At 69.3% G+C, this 15,588-nt stretch carries 13 protein-coding genes and 1 pseudogene; 10 read left to right on the forward strand and 4 right to left on the reverse strand.

Going from position 1 to position 15,588, the window contains the following annotated elements; genetic code table 11:
- Nucleotides 1-30: 30 nt before the first annotated feature.
- The 5 genes from OO69_RS12815 (at nucleotide 31) to OO69_RS12835 (ending at nucleotide 5,756) form a co-directional block, all read left to right on the forward strand.
- Nucleotides 31-648 (forward strand): LysE family translocator, encoded by a 618-nt coding sequence (locus OO69_RS12815; RefSeq protein WP_033280672.1) that lies wholly within the window; start codon nucleotides 31-33, stop codon nucleotides 646-648.
- A 32-nt stretch (nucleotides 649-680) separates the two neighbouring features.
- Nucleotides 681-1,139 (forward strand): PaaI family thioesterase, encoded by a 459-nt coding sequence (locus OO69_RS12820; RefSeq protein WP_033280673.1) that lies wholly within the window; start codon nucleotides 681-683, stop codon nucleotides 1,137-1,139.
- 326 nt (nucleotides 1,140-1,465) lie between these two features.
- Entirely contained in the window at nucleotides 1,466-2,578 is a 1,113-nt protein-coding gene (locus OO69_RS12825) for an NAD(P)H-dependent flavin oxidoreductase (protein WP_033280674.1), read from the forward strand.
- Complete coding sequence (locus OO69_RS12830) at nucleotides 2,575-4,200, forward strand: acyl-CoA synthetase (RefSeq protein WP_033280675.1); 1,626 nt, start codon at nucleotides 2,575-2,577, stop codon at nucleotides 4,198-4,200. The genes OO69_RS12825 and OO69_RS12830 overlap by 4 nt, the downstream gene beginning before the upstream one ends.
- A 59-nt stretch (nucleotides 4,201-4,259) precedes the next feature.
- The gene (locus OO69_RS12835; RefSeq protein WP_033280676.1) at nucleotides 4,260-5,756 is read left to right on the forward strand and encodes an acyl-CoA synthetase; all 1,497 of its coding nucleotides are present in this window, start codon (nucleotides 4,260-4,262) and stop codon (nucleotides 5,754-5,756) included.
- A 6-nt stretch (nucleotides 5,757-5,762) separates the two neighbouring features.
- On the opposite strand, the gene OO69_RS12840 is transcribed toward OO69_RS12835, so the two are convergent.
- On the reverse strand, nucleotides 5,763-6,137 hold the full coding sequence (locus OO69_RS12840; protein ID WP_033280677.1) for a MerR family transcriptional regulator: 375 nt from the start codon (nucleotides 6,135-6,137) through the stop codon (nucleotides 5,763-5,765).
- Between the two features lie 105 nt (nucleotides 6,138-6,242).
- On the opposite strand from OO69_RS12840, the gene OO69_RS12845 reads away from it, so the two are divergent.
- A complete protein-coding gene (locus OO69_RS12845) occupies nucleotides 6,243-7,028 on the forward strand; it encodes an amidohydrolase family protein (protein ID WP_033280678.1) in 786 nt (261 codons plus the stop codon).
- A gap of 40 nt (nucleotides 7,029-7,068) precedes the next feature.
- Here the strand turns inward: OO69_RS12845 and paaK are convergent, their stop codons facing one another.
- Nucleotides 7,069-8,367 carry a phenylacetate--CoA ligase PaaK gene (gene paaK, locus OO69_RS12850; RefSeq protein WP_033280679.1) on the reverse strand — a complete coding sequence of 433 codons (1,299 nt, stop codon included), beginning with the start codon at nucleotides 8,365-8,367 and terminating at the stop codon, nucleotides 7,069-7,071.
- 143 nt (nucleotides 8,368-8,510) lie between these two features.
- On the opposite strand from paaK, the gene OO69_RS51920 reads away from it, so the two are divergent.
- The 3 genes and pseudogenes from OO69_RS51920 to OO69_RS12860 all read left to right on the forward strand — a co-directional run.
- Nucleotides 8,511-8,648, forward strand: a complete 138-nt coding sequence (locus tag OO69_RS51920) for a hypothetical protein (protein ID WP_158713380.1) — start codon at nucleotides 8,511-8,513, stop codon at nucleotides 8,646-8,648.
- A gap of 80 nt (nucleotides 8,649-8,728) precedes the next feature.
- Nucleotides 8,729-9,592: an alpha/beta fold hydrolase gene (locus OO69_RS12855; protein WP_033280680.1), complete on the forward strand. Its 864-nt coding sequence runs from the start codon at nucleotides 8,729-8,731 to the stop codon at nucleotides 9,590-9,592.
- Between the two features lie 37 nt (nucleotides 9,593-9,629).
- Nucleotides 9,630-10,382 (forward strand): annotated as a pseudogene (locus OO69_RS12860) (alpha/beta fold hydrolase); the annotation flags it as partial.
- Here OO69_RS12860 and OO69_RS12865 read toward each other — a convergent pair.
- Nucleotides 10,360-11,949: a hypothetical protein gene (locus OO69_RS12865; RefSeq protein ID WP_033280682.1), complete on the reverse strand. Its 1,590-nt coding sequence runs from the start codon at nucleotides 11,947-11,949 to the stop codon at nucleotides 10,360-10,362. The pseudogene OO69_RS12860 and the gene OO69_RS12865 overlap by 23 nt on opposite strands.
- 989 nt (nucleotides 11,950-12,938) lie before the next feature.
- The gene (locus tag OO69_RS12870; RefSeq protein WP_033280683.1) at nucleotides 12,939-14,558 is read right to left on the reverse strand and encodes an acyl-CoA synthetase; all 1,620 of its coding nucleotides are present in this window, start codon (nucleotides 14,556-14,558) and stop codon (nucleotides 12,939-12,941) included.
- 167 nt (nucleotides 14,559-14,725) lie between these two features.
- On the opposite strand from OO69_RS12870, the gene OO69_RS12875 reads away from it, so the two are divergent.
- Nucleotides 14,726-15,526 carry a crotonase/enoyl-CoA hydratase family protein gene (locus OO69_RS12875; RefSeq protein WP_033280883.1) on the forward strand — a complete coding sequence of 267 codons (801 nt, stop codon included), beginning with the start codon at nucleotides 14,726-14,728 and terminating at the stop codon, nucleotides 15,524-15,526.
- Nucleotides 15,527-15,588 lie beyond the last annotated feature (62 nt).

Consider the following 15,588-nt stretch of genomic DNA (forward strand, 5'->3'; position numbering starts at 1 on the left):
CAGAGCACGACACGCGAGAGGGAACGACCGATGGACACGACGACGCTGGCGGCCTTCCTGGCTGTGGACCTGCTGCTGGTGTTCACGCCGGGAGCGGACTGGGCCTACGCGATCTCCGCCGGGCTGCGGGGGCGCTCGGTCGTCCCCGCCGTCACAGGACTGATCGCCGGGCACGCGGCCTACGCGCTGGTGGCCGTCGCGGGCTTGGCGGTGCTCGTGGCGAGCTCCCCGGCCGCGCTCACCGCCCTGACCGTGGCGGGTGCCGGTTATCTGCTCTGGCTGGGCTGGGGGGTCCTGCGGCAACCGGCCGTTCCGGCGGCCGCCGACGGGGACCCGGACGCCTCTCGCCTGCGGGCCATGCTCAGGGGAGCCGGGATCAGCGGCCTGAACCCCAAGGCGCTCCTGCTGTACTTCTCGCTGTTCCCCCAGTTCATCGACCCGGCCAGGGGCTGGCCGGTCGCCGCGCAGACCGGGCTGCTCAGCACGGTGCACCTGACCGCGTGCGCCGTCGTCTACGTCGCCGTCGGCGTCCTGGCCCGCACGGTCCTGAGCACCAGACCCTCGGCCGCCCGGGTCGTCACCCGCGTCAGCGGTGTCACGATGATCGCCATCGGCGGGTTCCTTCTGGTGGAACGCCTGGCCGGCTGAGGACCCGACACGGATCGAAGGAGCGTACGTACGTGGAAGACCGGACGCGGCAGGAACAGGCAAGTCCCAAGGTACGGAAGCGGGTTCAGGACAGCTTCGGCCTCCAGGGGCTGATGTCCCACCTCGGCGCGCGCCTCGCCCACATCGGACCCGGCCGTGTGCACATCGTGCTCCCGGTCCGCCCCGAGCTGACCCAGCAGCACGGCTACGTCCATGCCGGCGCCACCAGCACCATCGCGGACAGCGCCGGTGGCTACGCCGCGCTCACCCTTTTCGACGAGGACTCCGAGGTCCTCACCGTCGAGTACAAGATCAACCTCCTGGCACCCGCTGCAGGTGACCACCTCGAAGCGATCGGCACCGTCCTGAAACCCGGACGCACCCTGACCGTCTGCCAGTTGGAGGTCTACGGCGTCCAGACCGACGGCACCCGAAAGCTCGTGGCCAACGGGCAGCAGACCCTGATCCGCGTCAACAGGCCCGCCGCGTGAACCCGAGCCGTCCCCGCCATCCGCTACGGCCCTGCCGTCCTGGCCGTCCTGGCTGACCTGGTGGCAGCGCCCCTTCCTCGACGCCAACACGCTCTTGCTGCCCGGCCGGAGCGGTCTGGTGCGGCGCCGGCCGGACCTTCGCCTTCGCCCTGATGGTCCGCGCTGAGACGTGGTGAAACGCGGGAACGGGGTAGGGAGGCGACAGCGGCTCCCACCACCCGGTGCTCACCGCGCGGCGCGTTCTGTCGGCCTCTGACTCCAGGAAAATCTGACGGAGCATCAGAAAAGGCCTTCCGTCGTCCGGAGGACTGCGGCATTCTGCGCCCATGCAGACGGAGTTGAGCAAGAAACTGGGAATCGAGCACGCCATCTTCGGCTTCACGCCGTTCCCCGCCGTCGCCGCGGCCATCAGCCGGGCCGGCGGTTTCGGAGTGCTCGGCGCGGTCCGCTACACCGCCCCCGACGACCTCAAGCGCGACCTCGACTGGCTGGAGGCGCACGTCGACGGGATGCCGTACGGCCTCGACGTCGTCATGCCCGCCAAGAAGGTCGAGGGCGTCACCGAGGCCGAGGTCGAGGCGATGATCCCGGAAGGGCACCGGCAGTTCGTCACCGAGACCCTGGCCAAGTACGGCGTGCCCGAACTCGCCGAGGGAGACGTGTCCGGCTGGCGCATCACCGGGTGGATGGAACAGGTCGCCCGCAACCAGCTCGACGTCGCCTTCGACTACCCGATCAAGCTGCTCGCCAACGCCCTCGGCTCCCCGCCCGCCGACGTCGTCGCCCGCGCCCATGACCGCAACGTGCTCGTCGCCGCGCTCGCGGGCAGCGCCCGGCACGCCCGCAAGCACGCGGAGGGCGGCATCGACATCGTCGTGGCCCAGGGCTACGAGGCGGGCGGCCACACCGGTGAGATCGCCTCCATGGTGCTCACGCCCGAGGTCGTCGACGCGGTCGATCCACTGCCGGTCCTCGCCGCGGGCGGCATCGGCAGCGGACAGCAGGTGGCCGCCGCGCTCAGCCTCGGTGCGCAGGGTGTGTGGCTGGGCTCCATATGGCTGACCACCACAGAGGCCGATATGCACTCGCCCGGCGTGACCCGCAAACTGCTTGCCGCCGGGTCCGGCGACACCGTCCGTTCCCGCGCCCTGACCGGGAAACCGGCCCGCCAACTGCGTACCGAGTGGACCGACGCCTGGGACGACCCGGACGGCCCGGGCACTCTCCCGATGCCGCTGCAGGGGCTGTTGGTCGCCGAGGCGGTGTCCCGCATCCAGAAGTACGAGATCGAACCACTGCTCGGCACCCCCGTCGGCCAGATCGTCGGCCGGATGAACAGCGAACGCAGTGTCCAGGCCGTCGTCGACGACCTCACCCGCGGCTTCGAGCACGCCGTCGACCGCATCAACCGCATCGCCGGAAGGAGCGGCCAGTCGTGAGCACGGAGGAGACAGGCACACAGGGCGCGACCACACAGGGCGCGGCCACACAGGGCGCGGCCACACAGGTCCCGACCACACCCCCCGCCGGCTTCTGGGCCCAAGCCGCTCAGGACCCCGGCCGTGAGGTCCTCGTCGCCCCCGACGGCGAGGTGTGGACAGCCGGACGACTGCACGCCGCCGCCAACCAACTCGTCCACGGTCTGCGTGCAGCCGGGCTCGAACGCGGTGACGCCTTCGCCGTCGTCCTGCCCAACGGCGTCGAGTTCTTCACGGCCCATCTGGCCGCCACCCAGGCCGGGTTCTACCTCGTCCCCGTCAACCACCACTTCGTCGCACCGGAGATCGCCTGGATCGTCGCCGACTCCGGCGCCAAGGTGCTCATCGCGCACGAGCGGTTCGCCGAGGCCGCCCGCCAGGCCGCCGACGAGGCCGGTCTGCCCGCCACCCACCGGTACGCGGTCGGCACGGTCGAGGGCTTCCGGCCGTACGCCGAACTCCTCGACGGGCAACCGGAGTCGGCGCCCGAGGACCGCACGCTCGGCTGGGTCATGAACTACACGTCCGGCACCACAGGACGCCCCCGAGGCATCCGCCGCCCCCTGCCGGGAAGACCCCCCGAGTCGGCGTACCTCGGCGGGTTCCTCGGCATCTTCGGCATCAAGCCGTTCGACGACAACGTGCACCTGGTCTGCTCGCCGCTCTACCACACGGCCGTCCTCCAGTTCGCTGGCGCGAGCCTCCACATAGGGCACCGCCTGGTCCTGATGGACAAGTGGACCCCGGAGGAGATGCTCCGCCTCATCGACCGCGAGAAATGCACGCACACCCATATGGTCCCGACCCAGTTCCACCGCCTCCTCGCCCTCCCGGAGGACATACGGGCGCGCTACGACGTCTCGTCCATGCGGCACGCCATCCACGGCGCCGCCCCGTGCCCCGACCATGTGAAGCGGGCGATGATCGACTGGTGGGGCCACAGTGTGGAGGAGTACTACGCGGCCAGCGAGGGCGGCGGTGCCTTCGCGACCGCCGAGGACTGGCTGAAGAAGCCCGGCACGGTCGGCAAGGCCTGGCCCATCAGTGAACTCGCGGTCTTCGACGACGACGGCAAGCGGCTCCCGCCCGGTGAACTCGGCACGGTCTACATGAAGATGAGCACCGGCGGCTTCGCCTACCACAAGGACGAGGCCAAGACGAAGAAGAACCGCATCGGCGACTTCTTCACCGTCGGAGACCTCGGCTTCCTCGACGAGGACGGCTATCTCTTCCTCCGCGACCGCAAGATCGACATGATCATCTCGGGTGGCGTCAACATCTACCCGGCCGAGATCGAGTCCGTCCTCCTCGCCCACCCCGCCGTCGCCGACGCCGCAGCCTTCGGCATTCCGCACGACGAGTGGGGCGAGGAGGTCAAGGCCGTCGTCGAACCGTCCCCCGGCCACGAGCCGGGACCGGCCCTCGCCACCGCCCTCCTCGACCACTGCGCCGAGCAACTCGCGGGCTACAAAAGGCCGAAGAGCATCGACTTCATCACCGAGATGCCTCGCGACCCCAACGGCAAGCTGTACAAGCGGCGGCTGCGGGATCCGTATTGGGAGGGACGCACGCGGCCTGTGTGAGTGCCCCTGGAACTCGGTCCGCTTGACCTGCCCGGGTGGCGGCCCGAGGATCATGTGTCATGACGCCCGGACACGGCAGCACGGTTGACGGGGTACTGCGACGCAGTGCCCGGCGCACTCCCGCACGCGTGGCGGTGGACTACGGCGAGCGTTCCTGGACGTACGAGGAACTCGACGACGCCGTCTCCCGTGCGGCGAGCGTGCTCCTCGACCAGGGACTCGCGCCGGGCGACCGGGTCGGCTCCTACGGCCACAACTCCGACGCCTATCTGATCGGCTTCCTCGCCTGCGCCCGCGCGGGCCTCGTGCACGTGCCGGTCAACCAGAACCTCACCGGCGACGACCTCGCGTACATCGTCGGCCAGTCCGGCAGCGCGCTGGTGCTCGTGGACCCGGGCCTCGCCGGTCAACTCCCCGACGGGGTGAGGACGTTGCCGCTGCGGGACACGGACGGCTCGCTGCTGGACCGGCTCGCGTCGGCGGCGCCGTACGACGGGCCCGAGCCGCGTACCGACGACTTGGTGCAGCTGCTCTACACCTCGGGGACGACCGCGCTGCCCAAGGGCGCGATGATGACCCACCGGGCCCTGGTGCACGAGTACTTGAGCGCGATCACCGCACTGGACCTGAGCGCGGGGGACCGGCCGGTGCACTCGCTGCCGCTGTACCACTCGGCGCAGTTGCATGTGTTCCTGCTGCCGTACCTGGCCGTCGGGGCGACGAACGTCATCCTCGACGCGCCCGACGGGGACCGGCTGTTCGACCTGATCGAAGCCGGCCGGGTGGACAGCCTGTTCGCCCCGCCCACCGTGTGGATCGGCCTGGCGAACCGGCCCGACTTCGCGACCCGTGACCTGAGTGGTTTGCGCAAGGCGTACTACGGCGCGTCGGTCATGCCGGTGCCCGTCCTGGAGCGGCTGCGCGAGCGGCTCCCCAAGCTGGCCTTCTACAACTGCTTCGGGCAGAGCGAGATCGGCCCGCTGTCCATGGTCCTGGGCCCCGACGAGCACAAGGGCCGACTGGATTCCTGCGGCCGTCCCGTCCTGTTCGTGGACGCGCGGGTGGTCGACGAGGACGGCAAGGACGTGCCCGACGGAACGTCCGGCGAAGTCGTCTACCGCTCACCGCAGTTGTGCGAGGGCTACTGGGACAAGCCCGAGGAGACCGAAGCTGCCTTCCGCGACGGCTGGTTCCACTCCGGCGACCTCGCGGTACGGGACGCGCACGGCTTCTTCACCGTCGTCGACCGGGTGAAGGACGTCATCAACTCCGGTGGCGTACTGGTCGCTTCACGCCAGGTGGAGGACGTCCTCTACACCCACGAGGGTGTCGCCGAGGTGGCCGTGATCGGCCTCCCGGACGACCGCTGGATCGAGGCGGTCACCGCGGTCGTCGTGCCGCGCGGTGACGTCACCGAGGCCCAACTCATCGACCACGCACGGGAGAAGCTCCCCCACTTCAAGGCGCCGAAGCGGGTCGTGTTCGTGGACGAGCTGCCACGCAACGCCAGCGGAAAGATCCTCAAGCGGGAGCTGCGCGAGCAGTTCGGCAACTGAGCCTCCTTATCGCGGAGTTGCTGCCGGGGCCGTACGCGCCTCCGCCCCCGCGATCGTCTCCTGCAACACCTCACGCGCTGCGGCGAGTTTGTCGACCCGGCGGTCGAGATCGCTCAACTGGGCACGCAGCGCGTCGAGTACACCCGGGCAGGGCTGCACGGCGGCCCCGTCCGTGGTGCAGGGCAGCACCTGCCGGATGATCCGGGTGGGCAGCCCGGCCGCGAGGAGTGCGCGGATGCGGAGCACGACGGCGGTGTCCGAATCGGCGTACTCCCTATAGCCGTTGGGCAGCCGCTCGGGTCGTAGCAGCCCCGCCCGTTCGTAGTAGCGCAGCAGCCGCTCGCTGGTCCCGGTCCGCTCGGCCAGCTCCCCGATCAGCACGGGCGCGCACCCCTCTCCGGCTTGACCTTCCAACGGTGTCAGGGATCAACACTGGCTCCCGCCACCCGCATTCCGCCGGGCGGCCGGCTCACCCAGGGAGCGCACATGATTCTCGACGCCCACAGCCATGTCCACGACCCGCTCGATGCCCATCTGTCGGCGCTCGACGCCGCAGGCGTGCACCGCACGGTGCTGTTCCCCACCCGCGCGCACCCGGAACGGGCCACCGACCTGGATTCCCTCCAGCACGAAATGGGCGCCCTGGAACGGGCGTTGGCCGGTGGTTCCGGCGACGACGGATTCGCCCTGGCGCTACGGGAGTTGGACGAGGCCCTCGCCGCGCACCCAGACCGCTTCCTCGGCTTCGGCTCCGTCCCTCTCGGCCGCCCCGATGCCGAGATCGCGGCCAGGGTGGAGCGCGACGTGACCAGCCCTGGGCTGTACGGCATCGGGGAGCTGACCCCGCCCCCGAACCGGGCGGCCCTCGTCGAACCGGTACTTCGCGCGGCGCACGACCACACCGGACTCCCCGTGGTCGTCCACGGCGCCGCGCCGACGACCGAGGCGGACGTCCGTACACTCGCCGAACTGGCCGCCCGCTACCCGAAGGTGCCGCTGGTCATCAGTCAACTGGCCGGAGCCCACTGGATGGTGGCCATTGAACTGGCCCGCGCCATCCCCAACCTCCACCTCGAACTCTCCACCGCGAACATCGTCTTCGCCGTCCGTCTCGCCATCCACGAACTCCCCACCCGCACGTTCTTCGGCTCCGACGCGCCCTACGGAGACCCGGTCGTCGCGCGCACGACGGTGGAACGGGTCACGTCTCCGGGTGAGGTGCGTGACCGGGTGCTGGGCGGGAATCTGGCGGAGTTGCTGGGGATGGGGTAACTGCGCCTAGCAGGGAGGGACTTGAGCCGGAAGAGTCGCCTCAGGGTGTCCGCAGGTCCACGATGCGCCGGATCTTGCCGACGCTGCGCTCCAGTGACTCCGGCTCCACGATCTCGACCGTGACGGAGACGCCGATGCCGTCCTTCACGGCCGTGGTGATGGCGCGGGCCGCCGCGTCCCGGGTCTCGGGGCCTGCGCCGGGGCGTGCCTCGGCCCGTACGGTGAGGGCGTCGAGGCGGCCCTCGCGGGTGAGTCGGAGCTGGAAGTGGGGTGCGACGCCCGGGGTGCGCAGGACGATCTCCTCGATTTGAGTGGGGAACAGGTTCACCCCGCGCAGGATCACCATGTCGTCACTGCGGCCGGTGACCTTCTCCATGCGCCGGAAGGCCGGGCGGGCCGTGCCGGGGAGGAGGCGGGTGAGGTCCCGGGTGCGGTAACGGATCACCGGCATGGCCTCCTTGGTGAGCGAGGTGAACACCAACTCGCCCTTCTCGCCCTCCGGTAGGACTTCACCCGTGATCGGATCGACGACCTCCGGGAAGAAGTGGTCCTCCCAGATGTGCAGCCCGTCCTTCGTCTCCACGCACTCCTGCGCGACACCCGGACCGATCACCTCCGACAGCCCATAGATGTCGACCGCGTCGATCGCGAACCGCTCCTCGATCTCCCGCCGCATCTGCTCGGTCCAGGGTTCCGCTCCGAAGATGCCGACCCGAAGAGAGGTTCCGCGCGGGTCCACCCCCTGCCGCTCGAACTCGTCGAGGAGGGTGAGCATGTAGGACGGGGTGACCATGATGATCTCGGGCTTGAAATCCTGGATGATCTGCACCTGGCGGGCCGTCATACCGCCGGACGCGGGGATGACCGTACAACCCAGTCGTTCGGCACCATAGTGAGCGCCCAGACCACCGGTGAACAGCCCATAGCCGTACGCCACATGCACCTTGTCGCCAGGTCGTCCGCCCGCAGCGCGGATGGAACGGGCCACCACGTCCGCCCACATGGAAACGTCGTTCTCTGTGTAGCCGACCACTGTGGGGCGTCCGGTGGTGCCGCTCGACGCGTGGATACGGCGGATGCGGTCCTCGGGGACGGCGAACATTCCGTAGGGGTAGTTGTCGCGCAGGTCCAGCTTGGTGGTGAACGGGAAGAGGGCGAGGTCGGAGAGGGCGCGGCAGTCGTCCGGGTGGATTCCGGCCGCGTCGAAGGAGCGACGGTAGAAGGGCACGTTCGCGTAGGCGTGCCGGAGGGAGGCCCGTAGCCGCTTCAACTGCAGTGCCCTGAGTGCGTGTTGGTCGAGCTGTTCCCCCGAGTCGAGCAGCTCCGCCGCGTCCGCCATCGGTGCACCCCTTCGCCAATTGTGCTATTTCGGGCGACCGATCATTCGGTCGACGTGTGTGGGATCAGTAATCCAGCCAGCCACCCACCGGGGCAAGAGGTCTGCCCCCACTTTCTCCACGCGTCGCCCGGCGGAATGGCCGGGTGGATCTCCGTCCGGAACTGGTGCCACCGTCCGTGCCCGTGGTGCGCGTGGAGCAACTCGCCCGCGAAATAAGGCGGATTGAGCACCCCGAGCAGATCGTCGACGCGGAGCTGGCCTATCGCCCCATCGTCCTCTGAGGAAAACGAGGGCTTGAGGTAGTCGAGGACCTGAGGAACCGCCTTGCGGTGAGGCCCGGTCGGCGGTGAGGATCAGCCGCATGCCGACCTTCACCGCCACCGACGGCACCGAACTCGCCTACCACGTCCGGGGCGAGGGCGAGCCGTTGGTCGTCCTGCCCGGAGGGCCGATGCGCGCCTCCACATACCTCGGCGACCTGGGTGGGCTGGCCGCACATCGTCGGCTGATCCTGCTTGATCTCCGGGGCACCGGCGACTCCGCGGTACCGGCCGAGCGGACGTCGTACCGCTGCGACCGACTCGTCGGCGACGTGGAAGTGTTGCGCGCCCACATGGGCTTGGACCATATGGATCTGCTCGCGCACTCGGCGGGCGGCAGCCTCGCGATGCTGTACGCGGCCCGGTACCCCGAGCGAGTCGCACGCCTCGCCCTCATCACCGCCACGCCGTGGGCACTGGACATGCCGGCCACGCCCGAGGACCGGCTCACCGCCGCACGGCTACGGAAGAGCGAGCCGTGGTTCGAGGCCGCGTACCCGGCGTTCGAAGCATGGCTCGCGGGCACGGGGGACTTCGACCCGGTCTTCGAGCCCTTCTTCTACGGGCGTTGGGGTGCCGCCGCCGAGAAACACTCCGCGCTCGCCGACGAGGAGTGCAACGACGAGGCCGCCGACCTGTACTTCTCCGAGGGCGCCTTCGACCCACCCGCCACCCGGGCCGCCCTCGCGGAGCTGCCCGCTCCCGTCCTGGTCCTCGCGGGCGAGCTGGACGGCGGCCCCCGCCCCGACCTCGCCCGCCGCGCCGCCGACGTCTTCCAGAACGCGGAGTCGGCGGTGCAGCCGGGTGCCGGGCACTACCCGTGGCTCGACGACCCGGAGTGGTTCGTGCGGCGCGTCACCGCGTTCCTCGACGGCAGCGGCGGGGCTCTGCCCTCGGCAGAGTAGGCGGATGACGCGGCGGTCCACTGGATACGTTCCCGGGATGGACACCGAGATCCGCACCGTCAAGGCGAACGGCATCGCCCTCACCTGCCGCGCCTGGGGACCCGAAGACGCCCCGCCCGTCCTCCTGCTCCACTGCCGGGGCGCCGACGGCACCGACTGGACGCCGATCGCCGAGCGGCTGGCCACCGGAGCCGTCCCGTACCGCGTGTACGCCCCCGACCTGCGCGGCCACGGAACCAGCGACTGGCCCGGCACCGAGCTGGGCGCCACGGCGGAGGTGTACGCCTACGAGGCGATGCGGGGCGACCTGCTCGCCCTTCTCACCGTCCTCGGCATCGAACGCGTCGACGTCATCGGCCACTCCCTCGGCGGCATCGTCGCGTATCTGCTCGCGCAGGAGGCGCCTGGCGTCGTACGGCGGCTGGTACTGGAGGACGTGCCCGCGCCGATCGCCTTCGATCCGCCGCGTCCGCCCACCGAACGACCGGCGGGGGAGCCGCCGTGCGACTGGGCCATGATCGAGGCCACGGACGCCCGAGCGAACGACCCCGACCCCATGTGGTGGGACCACATGGGGCGGATCACCATGCCCACGCTGGTGATTGCGGGTGGTCCCACCAGTGGGGTTCCTCAGGACCGGGTCGCCGTGCTCGCCGAACGGATCCCCGGCGCGCGGCTGGTGACCGTCGACGCCGGGCATCTCGTGCACGAGAACCGGCCGGAGGAGTTCCTCACCCTCGTGGAGGCGTTCCTGGTGGGGGCGGAGGTCACTTCGCGTAGGCCGTCATGAAGCGGTCCCGGAACTTGTCCATGCCCAGTACCGGTGCGCTGTCGGCGGGCTTGAGGCCGTCCGTCCAGCCCCAGCTGGAGATCTTGTCCAGCACCTTCGGGTCGTGGGCGACGATGGTGATCGGCACGTCCCGGTCGGTGGTGCCACCGGTGACCGTCGGGACGGGCTGGTGGTCGCCGAGGAAGACGAGGACGGTGTTCTTGTTGCCGTAGCGCTGGACCCACTGGGTCAGGCTGTCCACGGAGTACTGGATGGCCTTGCGGTACTCGGTCCGCACACGCTTGGCGCTCTTCCAGACCTCCGTCGGGTTCGTGCCCTCCTTCTTGATCTGGTTGAAGATCGTGCCGTCGCCGAGCTGGTTCCAGGGGATCGTGTGGGCGATGGGTGACCAGGGGTTGTGGCTGGAGGCCAGGATGATCTCCGCCATGATCGGGTCACGGTTCTTCTTGCCGTACTCCAGCTTCTCGAAGGACTCCAGGCTGAACTGGTCCGGCACCGGCGTCCAGCTGAAGTACGGGCCGTTGTAGCCGAGATGGGTCGAGTCGTAGATGTTGTCGAGGCCGAAGTACTTGCCCTCGGGCCAGGACTTGCGGACGCCCGGGACGATGCCGACCGTGCGCCAGGCGCCGGTCTTCTGGAAATAGCTGGTGAGGGTCGCGCGGGTGCTCGTCGTCACGGTCCGGTAGCGCTGCTGGTTTTTGATCCACAGGCCGGACAGGAACGTCGAGTGCGCGAGCCAACTGCCCGCGCCGGTCACGGGCGACCGCAGCCACGCGCTGCGCGACGAGAAGCCGGCCGCCTTGAGCCGGGCGTCGCCCGCCGTGAGGGTCTTGTCCATCTCCGGTGCCATCGTCGGGTCGTCGAGCGCGACCCTGCCGTAGCTCTCGATGAAGGTGAACAGCACGTCCTTGCCGCGCAGTCCGGTGAGCAACTGGTTGGGCGGGGTCTTCGCGAAGGCGTCGACGGTGAGCTGCTTCTTGAAGACGTCGGCGTCTCCGAGGCCGTCGCGGACGTACTTCACACGGTTGGTGAGGAACTGGCTGTAGCCCTTGGTCGCGAGCGTGACGCCGCCGACCTGCACGCTCAGGGTGAAGCACATGATCCACGCGACACCGAGGACAAGTGTGGTGCGTACGGCCATGGGGCGGTGCCTGGCCATCACATCCGCCAGCCGCACCATCGCGAGCGCGCTGCCCGCGAGCACGGCGATCAGCAGCACGATCACGCCGATGATCGCGAGCACCTCGCCCGTGTGACCGAACGAGTCCTTCATCCAGTCCGCCGCGTCGCTCAGCAGCACCCAGTCGAAGACCAGGTCGAACGGCCGCGCCAGGGTCTCGTAGAACCCCATGTCGAGGCACTTCAGCACGGTGGACAGCCCGACGAACGCACCCAGCACGACGGCGGTGACCCGCCGGGCCCGCGACGGCAGCGCGAGCAGCACGACCGCGAGCACGATCAGCTCCACGGGCAGCCGCAGAAACGACTGAAACGTCATCCGGTCGAGCCGGTCGGGCACGACAAGCGCGACGACCAGCAGCGCACCGGCCAGCACGCTGGTGCCCACCCCTACGGCACGTGCGGTGCGGGGGTAGCGGCGACGCCAGCCGAACCAGCCTGGGCGGAGGGGGAGTTGGGGGGATCGGTCGGTGGGGTCGGTGAGCGCGGTGGACTCCGCGGGCTCAGCGGCCTTGCTGGGCGCGGCTGACTTTGCGGGGTCAGTGGTCTCGGTGACTGCGGCGGACTCTGCAGTCTTGTCGGGCGCGGAGGGTTCTGTTCGGGCGCCGGTCTTTGCGGTCTCGCCGGGTTCGGCAGACCCTGTTGGGTTTGCGGATTCCGTGGACTCGGCGGAGGGTGAGGATTCGCTGGGCGCAGCGGATTCAGCAGGCTCGCCGGACTCGGTGAAGTCAGCGGGCTCGGCGGGCTCGGCGGACTCGCCGGGTCCGGCAGGCACGGCGGAGTCGGCATGCTCGGCGGACTCTGCGACCTCGCTGGGCTTTTCGGGCTCGGCGGGCTGGGCGGATTCAGCAGGCTTGACGGACTGTGTGGGTACAGCGGGCTCTACGGGCTCAGCCGATTCCGGGTCCTCGGCAGACCGGGCGGGCTCGGCAGGCTGCGCCAGTTCAGCGGGCTTGTCGGACCCTGCGGATGCGGTGGATTCAGCAGGCTCGGCGGATTTCGCCGAACCGTCCGCGTCAGCCGAACCGTCCGCGTCGGCGGAGCCAGCAGCGTGGGTCGCGTCGGCCAGGTCAGCCGAGTCAGCCGTATCGGCTGGCTCCTGGGCCTCGGCCGCGTCGGCTGACGCGTGTGGCTCGGGTGGCTCCTGTTGTTCGGGTGATTCCGCGGCCTCCGGTGCCGCTGTCGGGTCGGTCTCCCCGGTGGCTTTCTGTTGCGCCAATGGGTGAGAGCGAGTGAAGAGCGGCACCCGAACTTCCTTCCGTGCTGAGCCCGGTGACGGCATGGCGGACCTGGCCCGGGCCACCAGATTCGTCACCATCGGTACGGCCGCACGCTACCGTCAGTTCAATCGGGCCTGCTCGTTGACCCACTGTTGACTCACTGATCTGCGGAGACCGCCACCTCCCGCGCCCACCGGTAGTCCGCCTTGCCGCTCGGCGACCGCTGGATGGAGTCCGCGATCACCAACTGGCGCGGGATCTTGTACCCGGCGAGATGGCTTCGACAGTGCGTCTGGATGGCGTCCAGGGACGGCCGTTCCGCACCCGTGCGCAGTTGTACGACGGCTGCGACATGGTTGCCCCACTTCGCGTCCGGCACCCCGGCCACCAGCGCGTCGTAGACATCCGGATGCGACTTGAGCGCCTGCTCGACCTCCTCCGGATACACCTTCTCCCCACCGGTGTTGATGCACTGCGAGCCCCGCCCGAGGACGGTGACGACGCCCTCCTCGTCCACGGTCGCCATGTCGCCGAGCAGGACCCACCGCTGGCCGTCCTTCTCGAAGAAGGTCTCGGCGGTTTTCCTCGGATCGTTGTAGTAGCCGAGCGGTACATGACCGCACTGGGCGACCCGGCCGATCTCGCCGACGGCGACCGGTTCGTACGTAGCCGGATCCACCACCTGGGTACGGGAGTTGACGCGGATGCGGAAGGACTTCCCTGCCCCGGAGTCGGCCGTCGCCGTGCCGTTGAAGCCGGACTCGGACGAACCGTAGTTGTTCAGCAGCATCGTGTTCGGGAGCAGTTCCTGGAACTGCCTTCGCACGGTCTCCGACATGATCGCGCCCGACGACGACACGCTGAACATCGACGAGCAATCGGTGCCCCTCATCGGCCCGTTGAGCGCGTCGATCAGCGGGCGCAGCATCGCGTCGCCGACCAGGGACATGCTGGTGACCTTCTCCTTCTCGATGGTCCGCAGCACCTCCTCCGGCACGAACTTCCGGTGGATCACGATGCGTTGGCCGAAGTTGAAGCCGATGAACGCGGTGAGTGTGGAGGTGCCGTGCATCAGCGGGGGAGTGGGGAAGAACGTGATCCCCGCCCCGCCGGCCGCGACCCGCTCCGCCAACTCCTCTGGTTTCTTGACGGGTTCACCCGTCGGCGCGCCACCGCCGAGCCCCGAGAAGAACAGGTCCTCCTGGCGCCACATCACACCCTTGGGCATCCCGGTCGTGCCACCGGTGTAGATGATGAACTGGTCGTCCGCCGACCGCGCCGGGAACCCGCGCTCGGGAGACCCGGCGGCCTCGGCGTCCGTGAAGGCCACCGCGGACACCTCCGGTCCGTCCTCCGGTGCCGCTCCCACCCGTACCAGGTGCCGCAGTTGCTCCGCACGCGGCAGCGCGGCCGCCACCCGCTCGGTGAACTCCGTGTCGAAGACCAGCGCCACGAGGTCGGCGTCTCGGTAGAGGTACACCAACTCCTCTTCTACGTAACGGTAGTTGACGTTGACCGGTACGACCCGCGCCTTGAGACAGCCCAGCACCGTCTGCAAGTACTCGACGCCGTTGTAGAGATGGAGGCCGAGATGCTCACCCGGGCGTATCCCGGAGTCGATCAGATGATGGGCGACGCGGTTCGCGGCCGCGTCCAACTCCGCGTAGGTCAGGCGGCGTTCCGCGCCCGTGCCCGGGTGGTCGATGTACACGAGCGCCTCGCGGTCCGGGACCACGTCGACGACCGACTCGAACAGGTCGGCAATGTTGTACTCCACCACTCCTCCTGACGTCGGTTCGCCGGTCATCAGAGCAAAGGGCGCGGCAACTGTGAAGGGTCCGCGCAGAAGAAATCTGACTGAGTGTCAGAAACCCCTTGTACTGGCAGGGCGCCTCCTGCAACCTGTTCTCGTTCCGGAGGCGGTACGGCGACGGGAGGACGACCATGAGCGGTACGGAACACCTGACCGTGCGGCGCGAGGGCGCCACACTGGTGCTCACGCTCAACAGACCCGAGGCCAAGAACGCGCTCTCGTTGCCGATGCTGGTCGGGCTCTACGACGGCTGGGTCGAGGCCGACGCGGACGACGCGATCCGGTCCATCGTGCTGACCGGGGCGGGAGGTGCGTTCTGCGCGGGCATGGATCTCAAGGCGCTGGCCGGCAAGGGGATGGAAGGGCAGGAGTACCGGGATCGGCTCACTGCTGATCCGGATCTGCACTGGAAGGCGATGCTGCGGCACCATCGGCCTCGGAAGCCGGTGATCGCCGCGGTCGAGGGGTATTGCGTGGCTGGCGGTACGGAGATCTTGCAGGGCACCGATATTCGGGTTGCGGGGGAGTCGGCGACCTTCGGATTGTTCGAGGTGAAGCGGGGGCTCTTCCCGATCGGTGGCTCAACTGTCCGTCTCCAGCGGCAGATTCCGCGTACCCACGCGCTGGAGATGCTGCTCACCGGGCGGCCGTACAGCGCGCGGGAGGCGGCGGACGTTGGTCTGGTCGGGCATGTCGTGCCAGATGGTACGGCGCTGGCCAAGGCCCTGGAGATTGCCGAACTCGTCAATTCCTGTGGGCCGTTGGCGGTTGAGGCGGTCAAGGCGTCGGTGTACGAGAGCGCCGAGATGACCGAGACGGAGGGGCTCGCCGCCGAACTCAAGCGCGGCTGGCCGATCTTCGATACCGCCGATGCGAAGGAGGGGGCTCGTGCCTTTGCGGAGAAGCGGGCGGCTGTTTACAAGCGGGCGTAGATGGGTCGGTCCGGTTGGGTCTGCGGGCGCGTTGTGGCTGGTCGCGCCCACGCGGCGGAGCC

It is taken from the genome of Streptomyces sp. NRRL F-525, assembly GCF_000716605.1.
Classification (GTDB): Bacteria; Actinomycetota; Actinomycetes; order Streptomycetales; family Streptomycetaceae; genus Streptomyces.

Excerpts from the sequence above, each read along its gene's own strand:
- OO69_RS12835 (WP_033280676.1), top strand. The coding sequence starts at position 4,260 with ATGACGCCCGGACACGGCAGCACGGTTGACGGGGTACTGCGACGCAGT.
- OO69_RS12855 (WP_033280680.1), top strand. The coding sequence starts at position 8,729 with ATGCCGACCTTCACCGCCACCGACGGCACCGAACTCGCCTACCACGTC.
- OO69_RS12815 (WP_033280672.1), top strand. The coding sequence starts at position 31 with ATGGACACGACGACGCTGGCGGCCTTCCTGGCTGTGGACCTGCTGCTG.
- OO69_RS12845 (WP_033280678.1), top strand. The coding sequence starts at position 6,243 with ATGATTCTCGACGCCCACAGCCATGTCCACGACCCGCTCGATGCCCAT.
- OO69_RS12825 (WP_033280674.1), top strand. The coding sequence starts at position 1,466 with ATGCAGACGGAGTTGAGCAAGAAACTGGGAATCGAGCACGCCATCTTC.
- OO69_RS12875 (WP_033280883.1), top strand. The coding sequence starts at position 14,726 with ATGAGCGGTACGGAACACCTGACCGTGCGGCGCGAGGGCGCCACACTG.
- paaK (WP_033280679.1), bottom strand. The coding sequence starts at position 8,367 with ATGGCGGACGCGGCGGAGCTGCTCGACTCGGGGGAACAGCTCGACCAA.